Below are 16,335 nucleotides of genomic sequence, written 5' to 3' on the forward strand. Positions count from 1 at the left end.
TCCTGGTCACTCCCCTGCGGCGACGAAACGGGCGACCGTGCCGTCCTCGTTCTTGTCGTCCTCGGTGCGGTCTTCGCTCAGGTCGACGTCGACACCCTCGACGGCGAGGGTGCGGCGTATGCGTTCCTGCAGTTCCTCACCGATGTAGTGGTGGTGCAGGTCGAGCTTCTTCAGGTGGGTGAGGGGCTGACCGGCGAGCAGCGCGGCGGCGCCCTCGTCGCCCAGGGTGCCCATGCTCAGGTCGAGCACCTCCAGCCGGGCGACGACGGGCGCGGAGGCGGCGGCCACCGCGATGGCGTCCTGGATCTCGCTGTCGCGCAGCGCCAGGTGCCTCAGCCGGGGCAGGCGGCTGCCCTCCAAGATCGGCGCCACGTCCGCCGGCTCTGAGTCGGCGCCGTACCAGGAGGTGCCCAGCCACACGTCGAGGTGTTCCAGGGCGGGCAGTTCACTCGCGGCGATGCCGCGGACCACGGCAGCCGGCAGGCCTCCGGACTCCACGGTCAGGCGGCGCAGCCGGTCGTGCCGTGCCACGTGCCACTCCAGGCCGTCCGAGCCGCGGACCCCGAACTCCTCCAGTTCGGGGAAGGCGGTCAGCAGCGGGGTGACGTCGGTCTGCTTGATCCAGGACAGCTCGCTGGTCATGAAGTCCATGTCACCGAGGAAGAGCGCGCGCAGGGCGGGCAGCCGGTCCCGGGCGGCCAGCAACGCGTCGATGACCTCGTCGGGTCCGTAGCGCGTCGGGGAGTCCCAGGCTCCGACGACCAGCGCGCGAACACGGTCAGCGTCCACCGTGGAGCAGAACCGCGCAAAGGCGTCCGGCCACTTCACCTCGTCGTACGACCCCCCGGCGGAGATCCGCCAGGCCACCTCCTCGGCGGCCGGCAGCCCGGCCTCCTGCCCCACACCGGGGAAGTCGACGACGGGCAGGTGGTACTGCTCGTTCAGCGTGTCACTGAAGACCATGCGGACGGATCCTGACGTGAGAACAGACGCGGTACGGCGATGTGCCAGCAGTTCTACCAACTGGCACTGACATCGGCCGGGTGCGGGCTCGGCCGCGGTCCGTTGTCAGTGGTGGCCCGTACGGTTTTTCCCATGGCCGGTGCGCCGTGCACCGGCTGGAGAGGGGACACCCATGTACCGGCAGGGAGATGTGCTGATCGTGCCCGTCGCGGACGAGGCGGTGCCGCCGCATGTGCGGCGGGCGCCGAAGGAGCCGCGGGACGCGAAGGGCCGGCTCGTCCTGGCCCTCGGCGAGGTCACCGGACACGCCCACGCCGTGGTCGGCCCCGGGGAACTGGTGCGCGAGCCCGGGCCGTTCGGCCCGTTCCTGCTGCGGCTGCCCGAGGGTGGCCGGGTGGTCCACGAGGAGCATGCCGCGATCGCCCTGCCCAAGGGGTGGTACCGGGTGATCCGGCAACGGGAGTACGTACCCGGGTCGGTGCGGATCGTCGCGGACTGACCGATGGGGTCGGCGGAGGAGGGGACCGTGACGACCCGGGCTACCGGGACTACCCAACTACCGGACTACCGGAGTGACTGTGACGACCGGAGCGGCCACGGCGACCGGAGCGACCGTGACGATCGCGGCAATCAAGGGGCAGGACGCATGAGGACCTGGGGAAGCATGACGCAGACGACCGTGACGCCGGGGACGACGACGCCGGGAGCCATGAGGCGGGAGACCGGTGGAGGAAGGGAGCCGGTCGTCCGGGCCGACGACGACGATGTGGAACGCTGGCGCCTGCGGGCCCTGGCGACCGTGCCCGCCGACCGCGCGGCGGCCGAGGAGGGCGTACGGCTGGCCTACCTGCGGGCCGGACTGACCGGGCCCGAGCGCGTGTTGTGGGCGCGCTCGCCCCGCGAGGCGGTGCGGCTGGTGCGGGACCTGACGGACTCCGGTCCGAGCGTCCGCGAGGCGGTGCGCACCGCGCCCTGGGCGGAGGAACGCGACCGGGTCCACGCCGAGTTGGGCGCCATCGGCTGGTCGGAGCAGTGGTCCGTGACGGGTGGACGGCTGTGGGAACCGGTGCGGTCGCTCGTCGACCGGATACACCGCGGTGTGCTGGAGGACCTCGCCGGTGAGGACACGGAAGCCGCGGCGGAGATCCGCCTATTCCTGCTGGACGCCGTGCTGGGCCAGCACGACGCGCCCTGGCTCGCCGCGTTCCGCACGGACCGTGCTCCCCTCGACGGGCTGGCCCTGGTCGCCCGCAGCGCCGGCTGGTGGTGGCCGTTCGCGAAGGTGGCGGTGGTCTGTGAGCGCCCCGTCGCCCTGCACCGTGACGAGGCCGGACGGCTCGACCGCGGGGACGGGCCCGCGCTGTCCTTCCCCGACGGTTTCGCCCTGTACGCCTGGCGGGGCATGCCTGTACCGGCCGATTTCCTGGCCGAACTGCCCACGTTGACACCGGAACGCATCCGCACCGAGGAGAACGCGGAACTGCGCCGGGTCATGCTGGAGCACTACGGCTACGACCGTTACCTGGCCGACTCCGGTGCGCGCCCGTTGGACCGGGACGAGACCGGCGTCCTGTGGCGGATCGACCTGGAAGACGACGAGCCGGTGGTGATGGTGGAGGTCATCAACTCCACACCGGAACCGGACGGCACCCGCCGCACGTACTGGCTCCGGGTTCCGCCGACGACCCGGACGGCCAAGGAGGGGGTGGCGTGGACGTTCGGACTGCGGCCGGAGGTGTACGCACCCGTGCGGGAGACGTGAGACTCGCATCCTCAGTTCTCAGGGCAGGCGCGAGACCGTCGTGGGTGATGGCGCGGGGCTCCCCCGCAGAGCGGCCAGGACCGCGTGGTGGACGGCCCGGGCCAGCCGGGCGCCCCACTGCGAGCGGGGCCCCGCGAAGGCATGGGATCGAGCGTCGGCGTGCGGCGCGCGGGCAGCGACGCACACGGCGTCGGACGGGGTGCCGGAACAGTCGTACCCGGCGTCCAGCAGCGCCTGCACCTTGGCCTCGGTGGCCGTCATCACCGCGTTGACCAGGGCCGCGTCGGTCAACGGGACCGGGACGGCGACGACGACGTTGATCGTCCCGGGTGGGTCGGCCCCGTCGGCCCCCTCCGCCGGGGACGCCGCCCAGCCGCGCACCGAGACGCCCGCGGTCGCCACGGCTTCCACTCCCCCGTCGCGCGCGTACCCCGGGTCGGCCACCTCGGCGGCCGTCATCAGGCCGACACCCGGTCCCACGGCCCCGGCCGCACGGGCCAGGCCGGTCAGGTGCCGTGCGGGGTCGGTACGGCGGTAGCCGTGGGCCACCTGGGCGTTGAGCACCCACGTCCGCTGGGCGATCCCACCGCCCAGCACGGCGCTGGCGACCATCCGCCAGCCCGGACCGGCCCGCCAGAGCAGCGCGTGCAGGCGTTCGCCGTCCTCCGTGCGGACCAGGTGCTCCCAGTCCGTCAGGAGGGGGCCGGTTCGAGGCGACGGCAGGACGGCGGGCACCTGGCTGGCTCCTTGAGAGGTCAAGGGGTGGACAAAGGGGTGGACAGGGGTGGACAAGGGGTGGACAAGGGCAAAGGGAGGCGGCGGGGAAGGGGCGACAGACGGGCAGGGGAGGGCAGAGCCGACCGGACGATCGTACGCGGCCCGCCCGGCCGGGCACGCGGGCATCTGGCTCGCCGAGAGGGCTCAGGCGGCGCTCTTCGACCGGCGGCGGCGTCCCAGCGTCCCGGGCCGGCCAGCGCGTCGATCAGTTCCTCGCGGCTCATGTGGGAGCGGCCGGAGACGTTGCGCTCGGTGGCCCGGGTGACCTAACCGCCGCGCGGGTCCAGTCGGCTCAGGACCCGCTCGGCTTCCCGTGCCTCTCGTTCGGCCGTGGTCAGCGCGTGCGCCGCCGTGCGGTGCCGTTCCTCGGCCTGCCGTTGCTCCCGGTCGGCCCGCCGGGCCTCGGCGCGGGCCTCGGTCAGCCGCTGTTCCGCCTCGGACACCCGCTGCCGGGCCTCCTCGCGCCGCTCACGGGCCCGGCCGAGACCGGCGTCCGCCTCCGCCGCCTCGGTGCGTGCAGAGGACAGGAGCCGCGCCGCCGCCTCGGCCGTCTCCCGGGCGCGAGCGAGCCGCTCCCGCCGTATCCTTCGCCGTTCGGCCAGTTCGTCCACGGCCTCGCTCGCGGCCCCCCTCGCAGCCGCGCTCCGACGCCGTTCGGCTGGTTCATCTGGTTCATCTGGTTCATCTGGTTCATCTGGTTCATCTGGTTCATCCTTGGCATTCGTACGCCGCTTCCGCTCGGTCACCGGTGGCCTCGGCGGTCGTTCCGGGACCGGTTGGGCGGACTCGGCGGGGAACACCGACGGCGGGGTGAGGGCGGTGTGCAGGCGGCCGGTGGCCCATCGGTCGGCGGCCTCCTGGTCGGCCAGTACCGCGCCCAGGGTCGACTCGACCTCCTGCCGGACCGCGGCGGACAGCCGGTGGCCGGCCGCATCGGCCAGCTCGGCGGCCTGCCCGGTGAGCGCGGAGACCACGCGTCGCTGCGCGGACAGCGACTTCAGCTCGGCGGCGTCCAGGGTGCGGTAGGCCTCGCGCAGGGCACGTCCCAGCTCCAGCAGCTTCTCGCACTCCTGGGGCCGGGAGCGCAGCAGGAGGTTGGCCGCCCAGGCCGCCAGCGTGGGGCGGCGGGCGGCCTTGATCAGACGGGCGTCCTCGGCGCGGCCGGCCTTCCTGGCCTCGGCGGCCAGTTCCTCGCGGCGGGCCACGAAGCCCGGCGGCGGTGTGGTGTACAGCGCGTCGAGCGCCGTCTCCACATCCGGGCCCGGGCCCGAGCCCGGGCCCGAGCCCGAAACCGAACCCGGCCCCGCACCCGCACCCGCACCCGCACCCGCACCCGCACCCGCACCCGCACCCGCACCCGGGTCATGGTCCGCGCCGCCGGCGCGGCGCGCTCTCCTGCGTCGCACGTTCACCAGGCTCCACCGGACCGCGCGACGGCGCACGCCGTCGGCCACCGTCGGTACCCGTGACCGGCCGTGTCACCGACCGTCCAGGACTCGGACACCCCGGCGACAACATGGCGTTTACACCTACCGTGGGCCGAGGACGGCGCAGTCCGCAGCCGAGAGGAGTTCGCGCATGACCGGGGAGACAGCGGAGCACACGGTGGCCGGCCGGGACACGGCCGTCGTCCTCCTCCAGGACGTCAGCGTGCGCCGTTTCACGACCGACCAGGTGATCCTGGACGGCATCGACTGGTCCGTGCGGGCCGGGGAGCACTGGGCCCTGCTGGGTGCCAACGGCGCCGGCAAGACGACCCTGCTGCGGCTGCTGGGCGCGCTGATGCACCCCACGACCGGCAGCGTCGAGGTCCTGGGGGCCCGGCTCGGCCGGGTGGACGTCCGTGAACTGCGTGCCCGTATCGGCCACGTCTCCTCCGCGCAGCGCGTGCCGGAGAATCTCGGGGCGCACGCGGTGGTCCTGACCGGCCACACCGGCACCGTGCAGCCGCTGTGGCGGATGTACGACGACGAGGTACGGCAGCGGGCCCACGAACTGCTGGCCGAGATGGGCATCAAGGAGCTGGCGGACCGTCCGTACGGGGTGTGCTCGGGCGGTCAGCGGGCCCGGGTCCTGATCGCCCGCGCGCTGATGGCCGACCCCGCCCTGCTGCTCCTGGACGAGCCGTTCAACGCCCTGGACCTGCCCTCCCGCGAGGATCTCATCGAGGCCCTGCACCAGTTGGCGGAGGGACGCCCGCGGCTGGCCACCGTGACGGTGACGCACCACCTGGAGGAACTGTCCCCGGTCGTCGGCCACGCCCTTCTGCTGCGGGAGGGCCGGATCCTGGCCCGGGGACCGGTGGCGGAGGTGCTGACCGACGACCGGCTCACCGCCTGCTTCGGCCGGCCCATCACGGTGGCCCGGCGCGAGGGCCGCTGGGCGGCCTGGTCCGGCCGGTCCGCGAACGCGCGCCCGGAGACGGCCTGACCGCGGCCCCGGCCACAACGGCACCGACCAGCCCGCACCCACCGCCCCGCACCCGCCCCGCACCGACCCGCACCGACCCGCACCGACCGAGTGCGCTGACTGCGCCGGCCGCGCCGGCCGCCGGTCGCACACACCGCCGCGACCGCTACGCCACCGCCGGCTCCTCCTGCTGCCCCAGCCACAGGTCGGGGCCGAAGACCTCGTAGTGGATCGCCTCGGCGGGCACCCCGCGGCGCAGCAGGTCACCGCGGACGGCCCGCATGAAGGGCACCGGTCCGCACAGGTAGGCGGTGAGGCCCGGGGGCAGTTCGACGGCGGCGAGGTCGGCCCGGCCGGCCGACGCGGATTCCGGCGCCGGGTCGCCGGGTTCCTCGTAGAAGAGGTGGAGCCGGGTGTCCGGGAGGGCGCGGACGAGGGAGAGCTGTTCGTCGCGGTGGGCGTGGTCGGCCGGGGTGCGGTCGGCGTGCAGGACGGTCAGCGGGCGGGTCGCACCGGTGGTGACGAGGTGGTCCAGCATGCCCACCATGGGCGTGACGCCGATGCCCGCGGAGGCCAGCAGCAGCGGGCCGTCGCCCTGCTCCAGCGCCAGGTCGCCGAAGGGCGCGGACACCGACAGGACGTCGCCCGCACGGGCGTGGGCGTGGAGCCAGGAGGAGACCTCACCGTCCGGCCCGGCGCCGCCCCGGACCCGCTTGACGGTGATGCGCCACTCGGACCGGCCGGGGGCCGAGGAGAGGCTGTACTGGCGTATCTGCCGGGCGCCGTCGGGGAGTTCGGCCCGGACGCTGACGTACTGCCCGGGACGGAACGGACGCAGCGGGCCGCCGTCGGCGGGGCGCAGCAGGAAGGAGACGGCGTCGGGGGTCTCCTCGCGGCGTGCCACGATCTCCATGGGCCGCCGGACGTCCCCCTCGGGCACCTCGGCCTCCTGGTAGAGCCGCGCCTCGACGGCGATCAGCGCGTTGGCCATCAGCCAGTAGACCTCGTCCCACGCCGCGCCGACCTCGGGGGTGACGGCGTCACCGAGCACCTCCACGATCGCCTCGAACAGATGGCGGTGGACGATCTTGTACTGGTCGGGGGTGATGCCGAGGGAGGCGTGTTTGTGGGCGATCCTGGAGAGCAGCGCGTCCGGGCGGTCGTCGGGGCGTTCCAGGAGCATCCCGGCGAACGCGGCGATGGATCCGGCGAGGGCCCGCTGCTGGTCGCCGTTGGCCTGGTTGCCCCGGTTGAAGAGGTCCTTCAGCAGTTCCGGGTGGGCGGTGAACAGCTTGCGGTAGAAGAGCCGGGTGATGTCGTCGATGGCGGCGCCGACCGCCGGGAGGGTGGCCCGGATCACGGGGACGGACTGTTCGGAGAGCACAGCGACTCCTTTAATTGGTAGATGATCTTCGTGTTTTTTTCTTCGTGTTTTGTTGTGCGGGGAGGCGACGGTCAGCGCTGCGGGGAGCGACTCAGACGGAAGGGCGGTCCGTCAGCCCGATCAGGACCGGACCGGTCGGCGAGGCCACCAGGTCGGCGACGGTCAGCGGGTCGAGGGTGGCGTAGAAGGCTTCCTGTGCGGCACGCAGTGCGCCGCGCAGCCGGCAGGCGGCCCGCAGCGGGCACGGCACGTCACCCTCGCACTCGACGACCTCGCCCTCCCCCTCCAGCTCTCTGATCAGCCAGCCCACGGAGGACCGACGCCCGAGGGCGGTCAGCGCCAGTCCGCCGCCGCGACCGCGTCGCGCCTCCACCACGCCGAGGTGCTGGAGCCGGGTGACGGCCTTCGCCGCGTGGGTGTAGGGCACGCCCATGGCGTCCGCCACCTCGCGCGTGGTCAGCGGGTCGTCTCCGTCTCTCACCACCGCCAGGCGCATCACGGAGCGCAGGGCAAGGTCGGTGAACTTGGTCAGCCGCACGTTTCGGAGGCTATCAAATACGCATGTCAGGTTCTTCTTTGAGGGTCGCCTTCCGCCATGTGCGGCCGGTGGGACCCGGGAGACGAGAGACGGTGACCTGCGGATGACGACGCCGGAGGACGGTGAGGGCGGGCCCCTCCCCCGGTTCCTGTGCGACACCGCCGCGCTCGCGGCCCTGGCCGACGCACCGGCCGGCGCGTTGTGGAAGCTCGCGGAGAGCGGCCGGCAGCTCGACGCCAATGTGGTCCGCCTGCCGCCGGGTGCCCGCGTCGCCCCGCACACCGAGCCGGATCTCGACGTGCTGCTCCTGGTGCTGGGCGGCGACGGCACCCTGGTGTGCGCGGACGGCCCGCGCCCGTTGTCCGCGGGTGCCCTGACCTGGCTGCCGCACGGTGCGACCCGCGGCGTCGAGGCGGGCGCGGAGGGGATGACGTACCTGACCGTGCACCGTCGCCGACCGGGCATGCGGATCCAGTCCGCGGACGAGGCGGAGCGGCTGCGGCCCGCACCCCGGGCCACGGAAGCGCCTCCCCCCGTGGCGTAGCCTCGGCACATGCACCGGTCCGAGGCGGGAGGTCATGTGGCGGGATCCGAGGCGGAGCCGGGGAACTGCTGCGCACCACCGTCGGGAGGTCCGCGCACCGTGCCGCCGACGCCGGGCACCGAGATGTCCACCCCGCACGCCGACGCCTCCACGCCGGGCACCGAAGTCTCCACCCCGCACGCCGAAGCCTCCGAGCCGGGGCCGTGCATCGAGGTCTCCACCCCGCACGCCTCGGACTCGCCCCCCGGACCGGCGGCCGGCGCCGGCACCGCGCCCGAGGGCATGGTCCGCCTCGACGGCGGTGCGTTCCTCATGGGGACCGACGACGAGGACGGGTTCCCGGCGGACGGGGAGGGGCCCGTCCGCGAGGTGACCGTGTCGCCGTTCTGGATCGACGCGTACGCGGTGACCAACGAGCGCTTCGCCCGTTTCGTCGACGCGACCGGCCACGTCACCGAGGCCGAACGGTTCGGCTGGTCCTACGTGTTCGCCGGGTTCCTCCCCGCGGCCCTGCGGCGCGGCGCGGCCCGGCCGCCGCAGACCCCGTGGTGGTGCGGTGTCGAGGGCGCCCACTGGCGAGCGCCCGAGGGACCGGGGAGTTCCGTCGACGACCGGGCCGCCCATCCCGTGGTGCACGTCTCCTGGAACGACGCGGTCGCCTTCGCCCGGTGGTCCGGCCTCCGGCTGCCCACCGAGGCCGAATGGGAGTACGCCGCCCGGGGCGGACTGGAACAGGCCCGCTACCCGTGGGGCGACGAACTGACGCCGGACGGGGAACACCGCTGCAACATCTGGCAGGGCCGCTTCCCCACCAAGAACACGGCGGAGGACGGCTACCGCGGCACCGCGCCCGTGGACGCCTACCCGCCCAACGGCTTCGGGCTGCACAACGTGGCCGGCAATGTCTGGGAGTGGTGCGCGGACCACTGGGGCACCGATCACGGCAGCCGCCCGCGCACCGATCCCGAGGGGCCGGCCCGGGGCACCTCGCGGGTCATGCGCGGCGGTTCGTACCTGTGCCACCACTCGTACTGCAACCGCTACCGCGTCGCGGCGCGCACCGCCAACACCCCGGACAGCAGCACCGGCAACCTCGGCTTCCGGTGCGTACGGGACGCCTGAACCGGCCCGGCACACCGGCTCAGGACCGACCCAGGAACCGGCTCGCGGACCGGCCCTGGGAGCAACCCCCGACCATTGCGGCACATTGCGGTTCATTGCGCCCCGTTGCGACCGCGTGAAGTATCCCCACGGATTTTTTCCGGGCTGTTGACGTTAAAGCGGGGCGTCCCCATCCTGACGGCATGGCATCCGACCACCAGGGCCCCCTCGCACGGCTGCGGCGCGGGCACGAGGAGCTCGTCCTCAGGCTGTTGCGTACGCACGGGCCGCTCAGCCGTGCCGAGTTGGGCAGGCTCAGCGGCCTGTCCCGTACGACGCTGTACGACATCGTCGTCGCGCTGATGGACGGGGGTGCCGTGGTGGCCACCGCACCCGCGCCCGCCGAGCGGCGCCGGGGCCGCCCGGTCGAGACGCTGAGCCTGCATCCCGAGGCCGGTCAGGTGATCGGGGTCGACTTCGCCCGGCGCGCGGTGCACGTGGCCGCGGTCAACGTGGCGCACGAGGTGATCGGTTCGGCGAGCGAGGCGCACTCCGCCGACCTGGGCTGGGAGGCGCGGGCCGACCTGGCCGAGCGGCTGGTCGCCCGGCTGGCCGGCGGGTCACTGCGGCTCGGCGCGCTCAGCGGCGTGGGCGTCGGCGTGGTCGGCCCGGTGGACGACCTGTCAGAAAGCTCCGCGGACGACCCGTCTGCGGGCTCATCGGCGCCTCCCGGGAACACCGGGAACACCGGGAGCACGCAGCGGCCGTCCGCCCCCACCCGCGCCGATCTCCCCGTGCTCCTGCGCAAACGCTTCGGCGTTCCCGTGCTCGTCGACAACAACACCCGCCTGGCCGCGCTGGCCGAGGCGACCTGGGGAGCGGCGGCCGGGGTGCGGGACGTGCTGTACCTGCGGCTGTCGCACGGAGTCGGCGGCGGGCTGGTGACCGGCGGGACCCTGCACCGCGGGGCGCACGGGCTGTCCGGCGAGTTCGGGCACATCACGGCCGAGCCGGACGGGCGCCGGTGTTCGTGCGGCAAGCACGGGTGTCTGGAGACGGTCGCGTCCATCGGCGCCGTGCTCGAAGCCCACGGCGCGGTGCCGGACCTGCCGGCCTTCCTGTCCGCGCTGCCCGACGACCCGGTGGCCGTCCGCGTACTGGAGACGGTCGGCACCCGGGTCGGCACGGTGCTCGCCGCGGTGTGCAACGCGGTCGGCCCCGATGTGACGGTGCTCGGCGGTGAGCTGGCCGAGGCCGGTCCCGTCCTCTTCCGTTCCGTCGAACGCGCCCTGCTCGCCCACCTCATGCCGATCTCGCGGCCGAGAGCCGACCTGCGGGCCGCGGCCCTCGGCGAGGCGGGCGGCGCGCTCGGCGCCATCGCCCTCGTCCTGCACGAATCACCCCTGCTCACCCACTATCCCGCGCCGGACTCCCTGGAGTGACCGTGAACCCTCCGTACCCGCCGAGGCCGTACCCGCAGAGGCCGTCATGGCTGTGATCACCGCACCCGACAAGAAACCCGCCGCACCCGTCGTCCGCCGCACCCGGCGCACCCCGCCCCCGCTGGTGCTCAACCTCGTCGCGCTGCTGGCCGGCGTCGCCGTGTGGGCGGTCGTCGCCGCGGCCCAGCTGGTGGACGTACCCGGCCCGCTCTCGGTGGGCTCCCGGGCCGTGGAACTCGTCCGGGACGGCACCCTGTCGACGGACGCGCTGGCCAGTCTGCGCCGGGTGTTCCTGGGGTTCGCCCTCGGCACCCTGCTCGCCGTGCCGGTCGGGTTCGTGATGGGCTGGTACCCGGTGGCGCGCGGCCTGCTCGAACCGTACGTGCAGTTCTTCCGGACCGTGCCGCCGCTCGCGATCATTCCGCTGGCCATCGTGCTGATGGGCATCGGCGAGACCCCGAAGGTCTTCGTCATCTTCCTGGCGGCCTTCCTGTCCAGCGTGGTGGCCGCCTTCCAGGGCGTGATCGGCGTGGACCGCACGCTCATCAACGCCGCACGGGTGCTCGGCGCCCCGGACCGGGTGGTGTTCCTCAAGGTGGTGATCCCGGCCGCGACGCCCTTCCTGCTGGTCGGCATGCGGATCGGGCTCGGCGCCGCCTGGGGGACCGTGGTGGCCGCCGAACTCATCGCCGCCGACAAGGGACTGGGCTACGAGATGCTGCACGCCCAGACCTACTACGACATCCCGACCATCTTCGTGGGGCTGATCACCATCGGGGTGATCGGACTCCTCATGGACCGGCTGCTGCTGCTCGCCGAACGACGACTGACCGGATGGCAGGAGCGACGATGAACACCTCCCTGAACACCTCTTCGACGACGACCGCCGCGAAGATCTCCTTCCGGGACGTGGTGAGCAGGTTCCCGATGAAGGGCGGCGACTTCACCGCCCTGGACGGGGTGTCGCTGGACATCGGCGACCAGGAGTTCGTCACCGTCGTCGGTCCGTCGGGGTGCGGCAAGTCGACGCTGCTCAACCTGGCCGCGGGGCTGGTGGAACCGTCGGCGGGCGAGGTGCTGGTGGACGGCGCGCACGTCACCGGGCCCGGTCCGGAACGCGGCGTGATCTTCCAGCAGTACGCGCTCTTCCCCTGGCTCACCGTGCGCGGCAACGTCGAGTTCGGGCTGAAGCTCGCCTCGCTGCCCGCGGACGAGCGCCGGCGGCGGGCCGAGCGGGCGATCGAACTGGTCGGTCTGTCCGACTTCGCGGACGCGCTGCCCAAGACCCTCTCCGGCGGCATGAAGCAGCGCTGCGCGATCGCCCGGGCCTACGCCGTCGACCCCGAAGTGCTGCTGATGGACGAGCCGTTCGGGGCGCTGGACGCGCTGACCCGGGTGCAGCTCCAGGACCAGCTGCTGGAGACCTGGACCCGGGACAAGCGCACGGTCATGTTCGTCACGCACGATGTCGACGAGGCCGTCTATCTGGCCCGCCGGGTGATCGTCATGGCCGCCCGGCCGGGCCGTGTCCACCGGATCATCGACGTCGACCTGCCGTACCCGCGCACCGAGGAACTGCGGCTGTCACCGGAGTTCGCCCGCATCCGCAACGACGTCTGGCACTCGGTCTACCACCAGGCCCCGGCCGCCTGACCCTCCCTCACCTCGGAAACAAGACCCGCACCCCTTAAGGAAACACCTGTCATGAGCATGTCCCGACGCGGCTTCATTTCAGCACTCTCCGTCACCGGACTGTCCCTCTCCGTTGCCTCGTGCGGCTCCTCCGACGGCGACAGCGGCGACGGCGCCGGCGTCCGGTTCGGTTACATCGCCGACTACAACGGGGCGAGTCTGCTGGCCATCGCCGACGACCAGGGCCTGTGGAAGAAGCACGGCGTCTCCGCCTCGTACAAGGTCTTCGTCAACGGCCCGATCCAGATCCAGGCGCTCGGCACCGGCAACCTCGACTACGGCTACATCGGTCCCGGCGCCATGTGGCTGCCCGCGTCCGGCAAGTCGAAGATCGTCGCGATCAACACCCTGACCTACGCCGACCGGGTCATCGCCCAGCCCGGCATCACCTCGATCACCGGCCTGAAGGGCAAGAAGGTCGGGGTGCCCGAGGGGACGTCCGGTGAGATGGTGCTCAACCTGGCGTTGCGGCAGGCCGGTATGTCGATGGACGACATCGACAAGGTGGTGATGGACGCGACGACCGTCGTCACCGCCTTCGCGTCCGGGCAGATCGACGGGGCCGGCATCTGGTACCCGCTCATCCCCACCATCAAGGAGAAGGTGCCGGACCTGGTGGAGGTGGCCGGCACCAAGGAGATCGGCGGCAGCTTCCCGACCGCGTTCGTCGCGGGCAACAAGGTCAGTGACGCCACCAACGAGAAGGTCGTCAAGGTCCTCCAGGAGGCCAACGACTGGCGGGCCGCGCACAAGCAGGAGTCGATCGCGCTGGCCGCGAAGCTGCTCAAGGTCTCCGAGGACAAGGTGGAGGAGGACGCCGCCAACGTGGAGACCATGACCACCGCCGACCTCGTCGCCAAGACCGAGGACGGCACCGTCGGCAAGTGGCTCGACAGCATGAGCGACTTCTTCGTCAGCACCGGCCAGCTGAAGAAGGCCCCGGCCGCGGACTCCTTCTACGCCGCCGGCCTCTACACGAAGGCGGGCGCGTGAACCTCCTGTTCCTGATGACCGACCAGCACCGGGTCGACACCCTGGGCTGTTACGGCAACCCGCACGTCGCCACCCCGAACCTGGACCGGCTGGCGGCCACCGGCACCCGTTTCGACCGCTTCTACACCCCCACCGCCATCTGCACCCCGGCCCGCGCCAGCCTCCTCACCGGCCAGGCCCCGTTCCGCCACCGGCTCCTCGCCAACTACGAACGCAACGTCGGCTACCTGGAGGACCTGCGCGAGGACGCCTTCACCTTCCCGGCCGCGCTCGCCGCCCGCGACTACCAGCTGGGTCTGATCGGCAAATGGCACGGCGGGACCCACCGCAACGCGGCCTCCTACGGCTTCGACGGCCCCGACCTGCCGGGCTGGCACAACCCCGTCGACCACCCCGACTACCTCGCCTACCTGGCGGAACGCGGGCTGCCGCCCTACCGCATCACCGATCCCGTCCGCGGCACCACCCCCAACGGCAACCCGGGCAACCTGCTCGCCGCCCGCCTCCAGCAGCCCGTCGAGGCGACCTTCGAGCACTACCTCGCCACCCGCGCCATCGAGCAGCTGGACAAGTACGCCGCCGACGGCCGCCCCTTCTACCTGGCCACCCACTTCTTCGGCCCGCACCTGCCCTACCTCCTCCCCGACGCGTACTACGACATGTACGACCCGGAGCTGGTGGAGCTGCCACCGTCCATCGCGGAGACCTTCGAGGGCAAACCGCCCGTGCAGCGCAACTACAGCGCGCACTGGACCTTCGACACCATGCCGATCGAGGTCACCCGCAAACTCATCGCCGTCTACTGGGGTTACGTCACCCTCATCGACGAGCAGATCGGCCGCATCCTCACCCGCCTCGACGAACTCGGCCTCACCGACGACACCTCGGTCTTCTTCACCGCCGACCACGGCGAGTTCACCGGCGCCCACCGGCTGCACGACAAGGGCCCGGCGATGTACGAGGACATCTACCGTATCCCCGGGATCATCCGCGTACCCGGTCAGCAGCCGCAGGTCAGGGACGAGTTCGTGTCGCTCACCGACTGCACCGCCACCATCCTGGAGCTGGCCGGCGCCGACCCCTCCCCCGCCACCGACAGCCGCAGCCTGCTGCCGCTGGTGCGCGGTGAACACCCCGACTGGCCGGCCGAGTTGCTGGCCGAGTTCCACGGCCACCACTTCCCCTACCCGCAGCGGATGCTGCGCGAGGAACGCTACAAGCTGGTGGTCAACCCCGAGTCGGTCAACGAGCTGTACGACCTGACCGCCGACCCGCACGAGCTGTCCAACCGCTACGAGCACCCCGAGCTGGCCGGCGTCCGGCGCCGCATGATGCGCCGCCTGTACGACCTGCTGCGGGACCGCGGCGACAACTTCTACCACTGGATGACACCGATGTACGACATCGGCGCCTCGGACTACGACCCGACACTGAGCTCCTTCGAACAGGAAGGCCCCGACCGCGCCTACGGAGGCTGAACCCGAGGCGAAGAAATCTCCGCAGAGGATGTTTGGGTTCACAGGAAGTGGAAAGGCGCGCGGAATGTCTATCGCCTTCGCCACTCCCCCAACCCTGGTAAGACGCGTCACCACCGGTTCGCGTTGCTCGTGTGACGCGGTGGGGGCGGTGTGACGGAAGCCATATCGACCGCGCAGGCCACCGGAGTCGCACCGCGCCCCGCCGCGGGCACCACGGCCGCCGGGTCCGCCGGGCAGCGGGACGCGTTCTTCGACAACGCCAAGTACCTGGCGATCGTGCTGGTGGCGGTGGGTCACGCATGGGAGCCGCTGCGCGACGGCAGCCGTGCCGTCACCGCCCTGTACACCGTCGTCTACGCCTTCCACATGCCGGCGTTCATCGTCATCTCCGGGTACTTCTCCCGGAACTTCGACGCGAGCCCCGGGCGGGTCAAGCGGCTGTTCACCGGGATCGTCGTGCCGTACGTCGTCTTCGAGACGGCGTACACCTTCTTCACCCGGTGGAGCGACGGCGAACCGGACCGGGCGGTCACTCTGCTGGACCCGCTGTACCTGACCTGGTTCCTGGCGGCGCTGTTCATCTGGCGGCTGACCACGCCGTTGTGGCGCAGCGTGCGGTGGCCGCTGCCGATCGCGCTGGCCGTCGCGATGCTGGCGACCCTCTCGCCGGACATCGGGGACGACCTCGACCTGCAACGGGCGCTGCAGTTCCTGCCGTACTTCGTGCTGGGCCTGTGCCTGAAGCCGGAGCACTTCCGGATGGTGCGCCGCCGGGCGGCGCGCGTCGCGGCCGTGCCGGTCTTCGCCTGCGCCGTCGCGCTGGCGTACTGGCTGGTGCCCCGGTTCGACTACGGGTGGTTCTTCCACCGGGCCAGTGCCGAGCAGATGGATGTGCCGGCCTGGTACGGGCCGCTGATGACGCTGGCGATCTTCGGCTGCTCGCTGACCCTGGTCGCCTGCTTCCTGGCCTGGGTGCCGGGCCGCCGGACCTGGTTCACGGCACTGGGTTCGGGCACGCTGTACGGCTATCTGCTGCACGGTTTCGTCATCCAGGCCGCCAACCACTGGCACTGGAGCCACGCCGCCTGGACGGGCGAGCCCGTCGGGGAGATCGTCGTCACGGTGGTGGCCGCGGTGGTCGTCACCCTGCTGTGCACCCCGCCGGTGCGGCGGGTCTTCCGGTGCGTGATGGAACCGAAGATGGACTGGGCGTTCCGCGAGCGGCGCACGGCCTGACCCCGGTCCTGGTGTC

General features: G+C 72.3%; 16 protein-coding genes. 11 read left to right on the forward strand and 5 right to left on the reverse strand.

Annotated features, from left to right (window positions below):
• Window positions 1-6: 6 nt before the first annotated feature.
• Window positions 7-963, reverse strand: a complete 957-nt coding sequence (locus tag ACIQR3_RS17190; protein ID WP_403539383.1) for an STM4015 family protein — start codon at window positions 961-963, stop codon at window positions 7-9.
• A gap of 172 nt (window positions 964-1,135) precedes the next feature.
• Between ACIQR3_RS17190 and ACIQR3_RS17195 the strand changes: the two genes are divergently transcribed.
• On the forward strand, window positions 1,136-1,462 hold the full coding sequence (locus ACIQR3_RS17195; RefSeq protein WP_403539386.1) for a hypothetical protein: 327 nt from the start codon (window positions 1,136-1,138) through the stop codon (window positions 1,460-1,462).
• A gap of 210 nt (window positions 1,463-1,672) precedes the next feature.
• Window positions 1,673-2,725: a DUF6745 domain-containing protein gene (locus ACIQR3_RS17200; RefSeq protein WP_403540041.1), complete on the forward strand. Its 1,053-nt coding sequence runs from the start codon at window positions 1,673-1,675 to the stop codon at window positions 2,723-2,725.
• 18 nt (window positions 2,726-2,743) lie between these two features.
• Here the strand turns inward: ACIQR3_RS17200 and ACIQR3_RS17205 are convergent, their stop codons facing one another.
• Window positions 2,744-3,460, reverse strand: coding sequence for an adenosylcobinamide amidohydrolase (locus ACIQR3_RS17205; protein WP_403539388.1), 717 nt, complete (start codon window positions 3,458-3,460; stop codon window positions 2,744-2,746).
• A 308-nt stretch (window positions 3,461-3,768) separates the two neighbouring features.
• On the reverse strand, window positions 3,769-4,755 hold the full coding sequence (locus ACIQR3_RS17210; RefSeq protein WP_403539391.1) for a hypothetical protein: 987 nt from the start codon (window positions 4,753-4,755) through the stop codon (window positions 3,769-3,771).
• 325 nt (window positions 4,756-5,080) lie between these two features.
• Here ACIQR3_RS17210 and ACIQR3_RS17215 point away from each other — a divergent pair, with 325 nt between their 5' ends.
• On the forward strand, window positions 5,081-5,932 hold the full coding sequence (locus tag ACIQR3_RS17215) for an ABC transporter ATP-binding protein (protein WP_403539394.1): 852 nt from the start codon (window positions 5,081-5,083) through the stop codon (window positions 5,930-5,932).
• Between the two features lie 145 nt (window positions 5,933-6,077).
• Here ACIQR3_RS17215 and ACIQR3_RS17220 read toward each other — a convergent pair whose 3' ends face one another.
• Entirely contained in the window at window positions 6,078-7,295 is a 1,218-nt protein-coding gene (locus tag ACIQR3_RS17220; protein WP_403539397.1) for a globin domain-containing protein, read from the reverse strand.
• A gap of 91 nt (window positions 7,296-7,386) precedes the next feature.
• A complete protein-coding gene (gene nsrR, locus ACIQR3_RS17225; RefSeq protein ID WP_403539400.1) occupies window positions 7,387-7,833 on the reverse strand; it encodes a nitric oxide-sensing transcriptional repressor NsrR in 447 nt (148 codons plus the stop codon).
• A gap of 103 nt (window positions 7,834-7,936) precedes the next feature.
• Between nsrR and ACIQR3_RS17230 the strand changes: the two genes are divergently transcribed.
• From ACIQR3_RS17230 to ACIQR3_RS17265, 8 genes are all read left to right on the forward strand, one after another.
• Window positions 7,937-8,377, forward strand: a complete 441-nt coding sequence (locus ACIQR3_RS17230; RefSeq protein ID WP_403539403.1) for a hypothetical protein — start codon at window positions 7,937-7,939, stop codon at window positions 8,375-8,377.
• Window positions 8,378-8,659: 282 nt separating this feature from the next.
• On the forward strand, window positions 8,660-9,499 hold the full coding sequence (locus tag ACIQR3_RS17235; protein ID WP_403540044.1) for a formylglycine-generating enzyme family protein: 840 nt from the start codon (window positions 8,660-8,662) through the stop codon (window positions 9,497-9,499).
• A 182-nt stretch (window positions 9,500-9,681) separates the two neighbouring features.
• A complete protein-coding gene (locus tag ACIQR3_RS17240; RefSeq protein WP_403539405.1) occupies window positions 9,682-10,920 on the forward strand; it encodes an ROK family protein in 1,239 nt (412 codons plus the stop codon).
• 46 nt (window positions 10,921-10,966) lie between these two features.
• Window positions 10,967-11,773, forward strand: coding sequence for an ABC transporter permease (locus tag ACIQR3_RS17245; protein ID WP_403539408.1), 807 nt, complete (start codon window positions 10,967-10,969; stop codon window positions 11,771-11,773).
• Complete coding sequence (locus ACIQR3_RS17250; protein ID WP_403539411.1) at window positions 11,770-12,573, forward strand: ABC transporter ATP-binding protein; 804 nt, start codon at window positions 11,770-11,772, stop codon at window positions 12,571-12,573. The genes ACIQR3_RS17245 and ACIQR3_RS17250 overlap by 4 nt, the downstream gene beginning before the upstream one ends.
• A gap of 51 nt (window positions 12,574-12,624) precedes the next feature.
• On the forward strand, window positions 12,625-13,605 hold the full coding sequence (locus ACIQR3_RS17255) for an aliphatic sulfonate ABC transporter substrate-binding protein (protein WP_403539413.1): 981 nt from the start codon (window positions 12,625-12,627) through the stop codon (window positions 13,603-13,605).
• Window positions 13,602-15,083: a sulfatase-like hydrolase/transferase gene (locus ACIQR3_RS17260; RefSeq protein ID WP_403539416.1), complete on the forward strand. Its 1,482-nt coding sequence runs from the start codon at window positions 13,602-13,604 to the stop codon at window positions 15,081-15,083. Before ACIQR3_RS17255 ends, ACIQR3_RS17260 begins: the two co-directional genes overlap by 4 nt.
• Before the next feature lie 150 nt (window positions 15,084-15,233).
• Window positions 15,234-16,319 (forward strand): acyltransferase family protein, encoded by a 1,086-nt coding sequence (locus tag ACIQR3_RS17265; RefSeq protein ID WP_403539418.1) that lies wholly within the window; start codon window positions 15,234-15,236, stop codon window positions 16,317-16,319.
• Window positions 16,320-16,335: the final 16 nt, after the last annotated feature.

Source organism: Streptomyces sp. NPDC090994 (genome assembly GCF_044768905.1).
Taxonomy (GTDB): Bacteria; Actinomycetota; Actinomycetes; order Streptomycetales; family Streptomycetaceae; genus Streptomyces.

Coding starts and splice junctions, on each gene's coding strand:
- ACIQR3_RS17190 (WP_403539383.1), bottom strand. CDS start 963: ATGGTCTTCAGTGACACGCTGAACGAGCAGTACCACCTGCCCGTCGTC.
- ACIQR3_RS17195 (WP_403539386.1), top strand. CDS start 1,136: ATGTACCGGCAGGGAGATGTGCTGATCGTGCCCGTCGCGGACGAGGCG.
- ACIQR3_RS17200 (WP_403540041.1), top strand. CDS start 1,673: ATGAGGCGGGAGACCGGTGGAGGAAGGGAGCCGGTCGTCCGGGCCGAC.
- ACIQR3_RS17215 (WP_403539394.1), top strand. CDS start 5,081: ATGACCGGGGAGACAGCGGAGCACACGGTGGCCGGCCGGGACACGGCC.
- ACIQR3_RS17230 (WP_403539403.1), top strand. CDS start 7,937: ATGACGACGCCGGAGGACGGTGAGGGCGGGCCCCTCCCCCGGTTCCTG.
- ACIQR3_RS17235 (WP_403540044.1), top strand. CDS start 8,660: ATGGTCCGCCTCGACGGCGGTGCGTTCCTCATGGGGACCGACGACGAG.
- ACIQR3_RS17240 (WP_403539405.1), top strand. CDS start 9,682: ATGGCATCCGACCACCAGGGCCCCCTCGCACGGCTGCGGCGCGGGCAC.
- ACIQR3_RS17245 (WP_403539408.1), top strand. CDS start 10,967: ATGGCTGTGATCACCGCACCCGACAAGAAACCCGCCGCACCCGTCGTC.
- ACIQR3_RS17250 (WP_403539411.1), top strand. CDS start 11,770: ATGAACACCTCCCTGAACACCTCTTCGACGACGACCGCCGCGAAGATC.
- ACIQR3_RS17255 (WP_403539413.1), top strand. CDS start 12,625: ATGAGCATGTCCCGACGCGGCTTCATTTCAGCACTCTCCGTCACCGGA.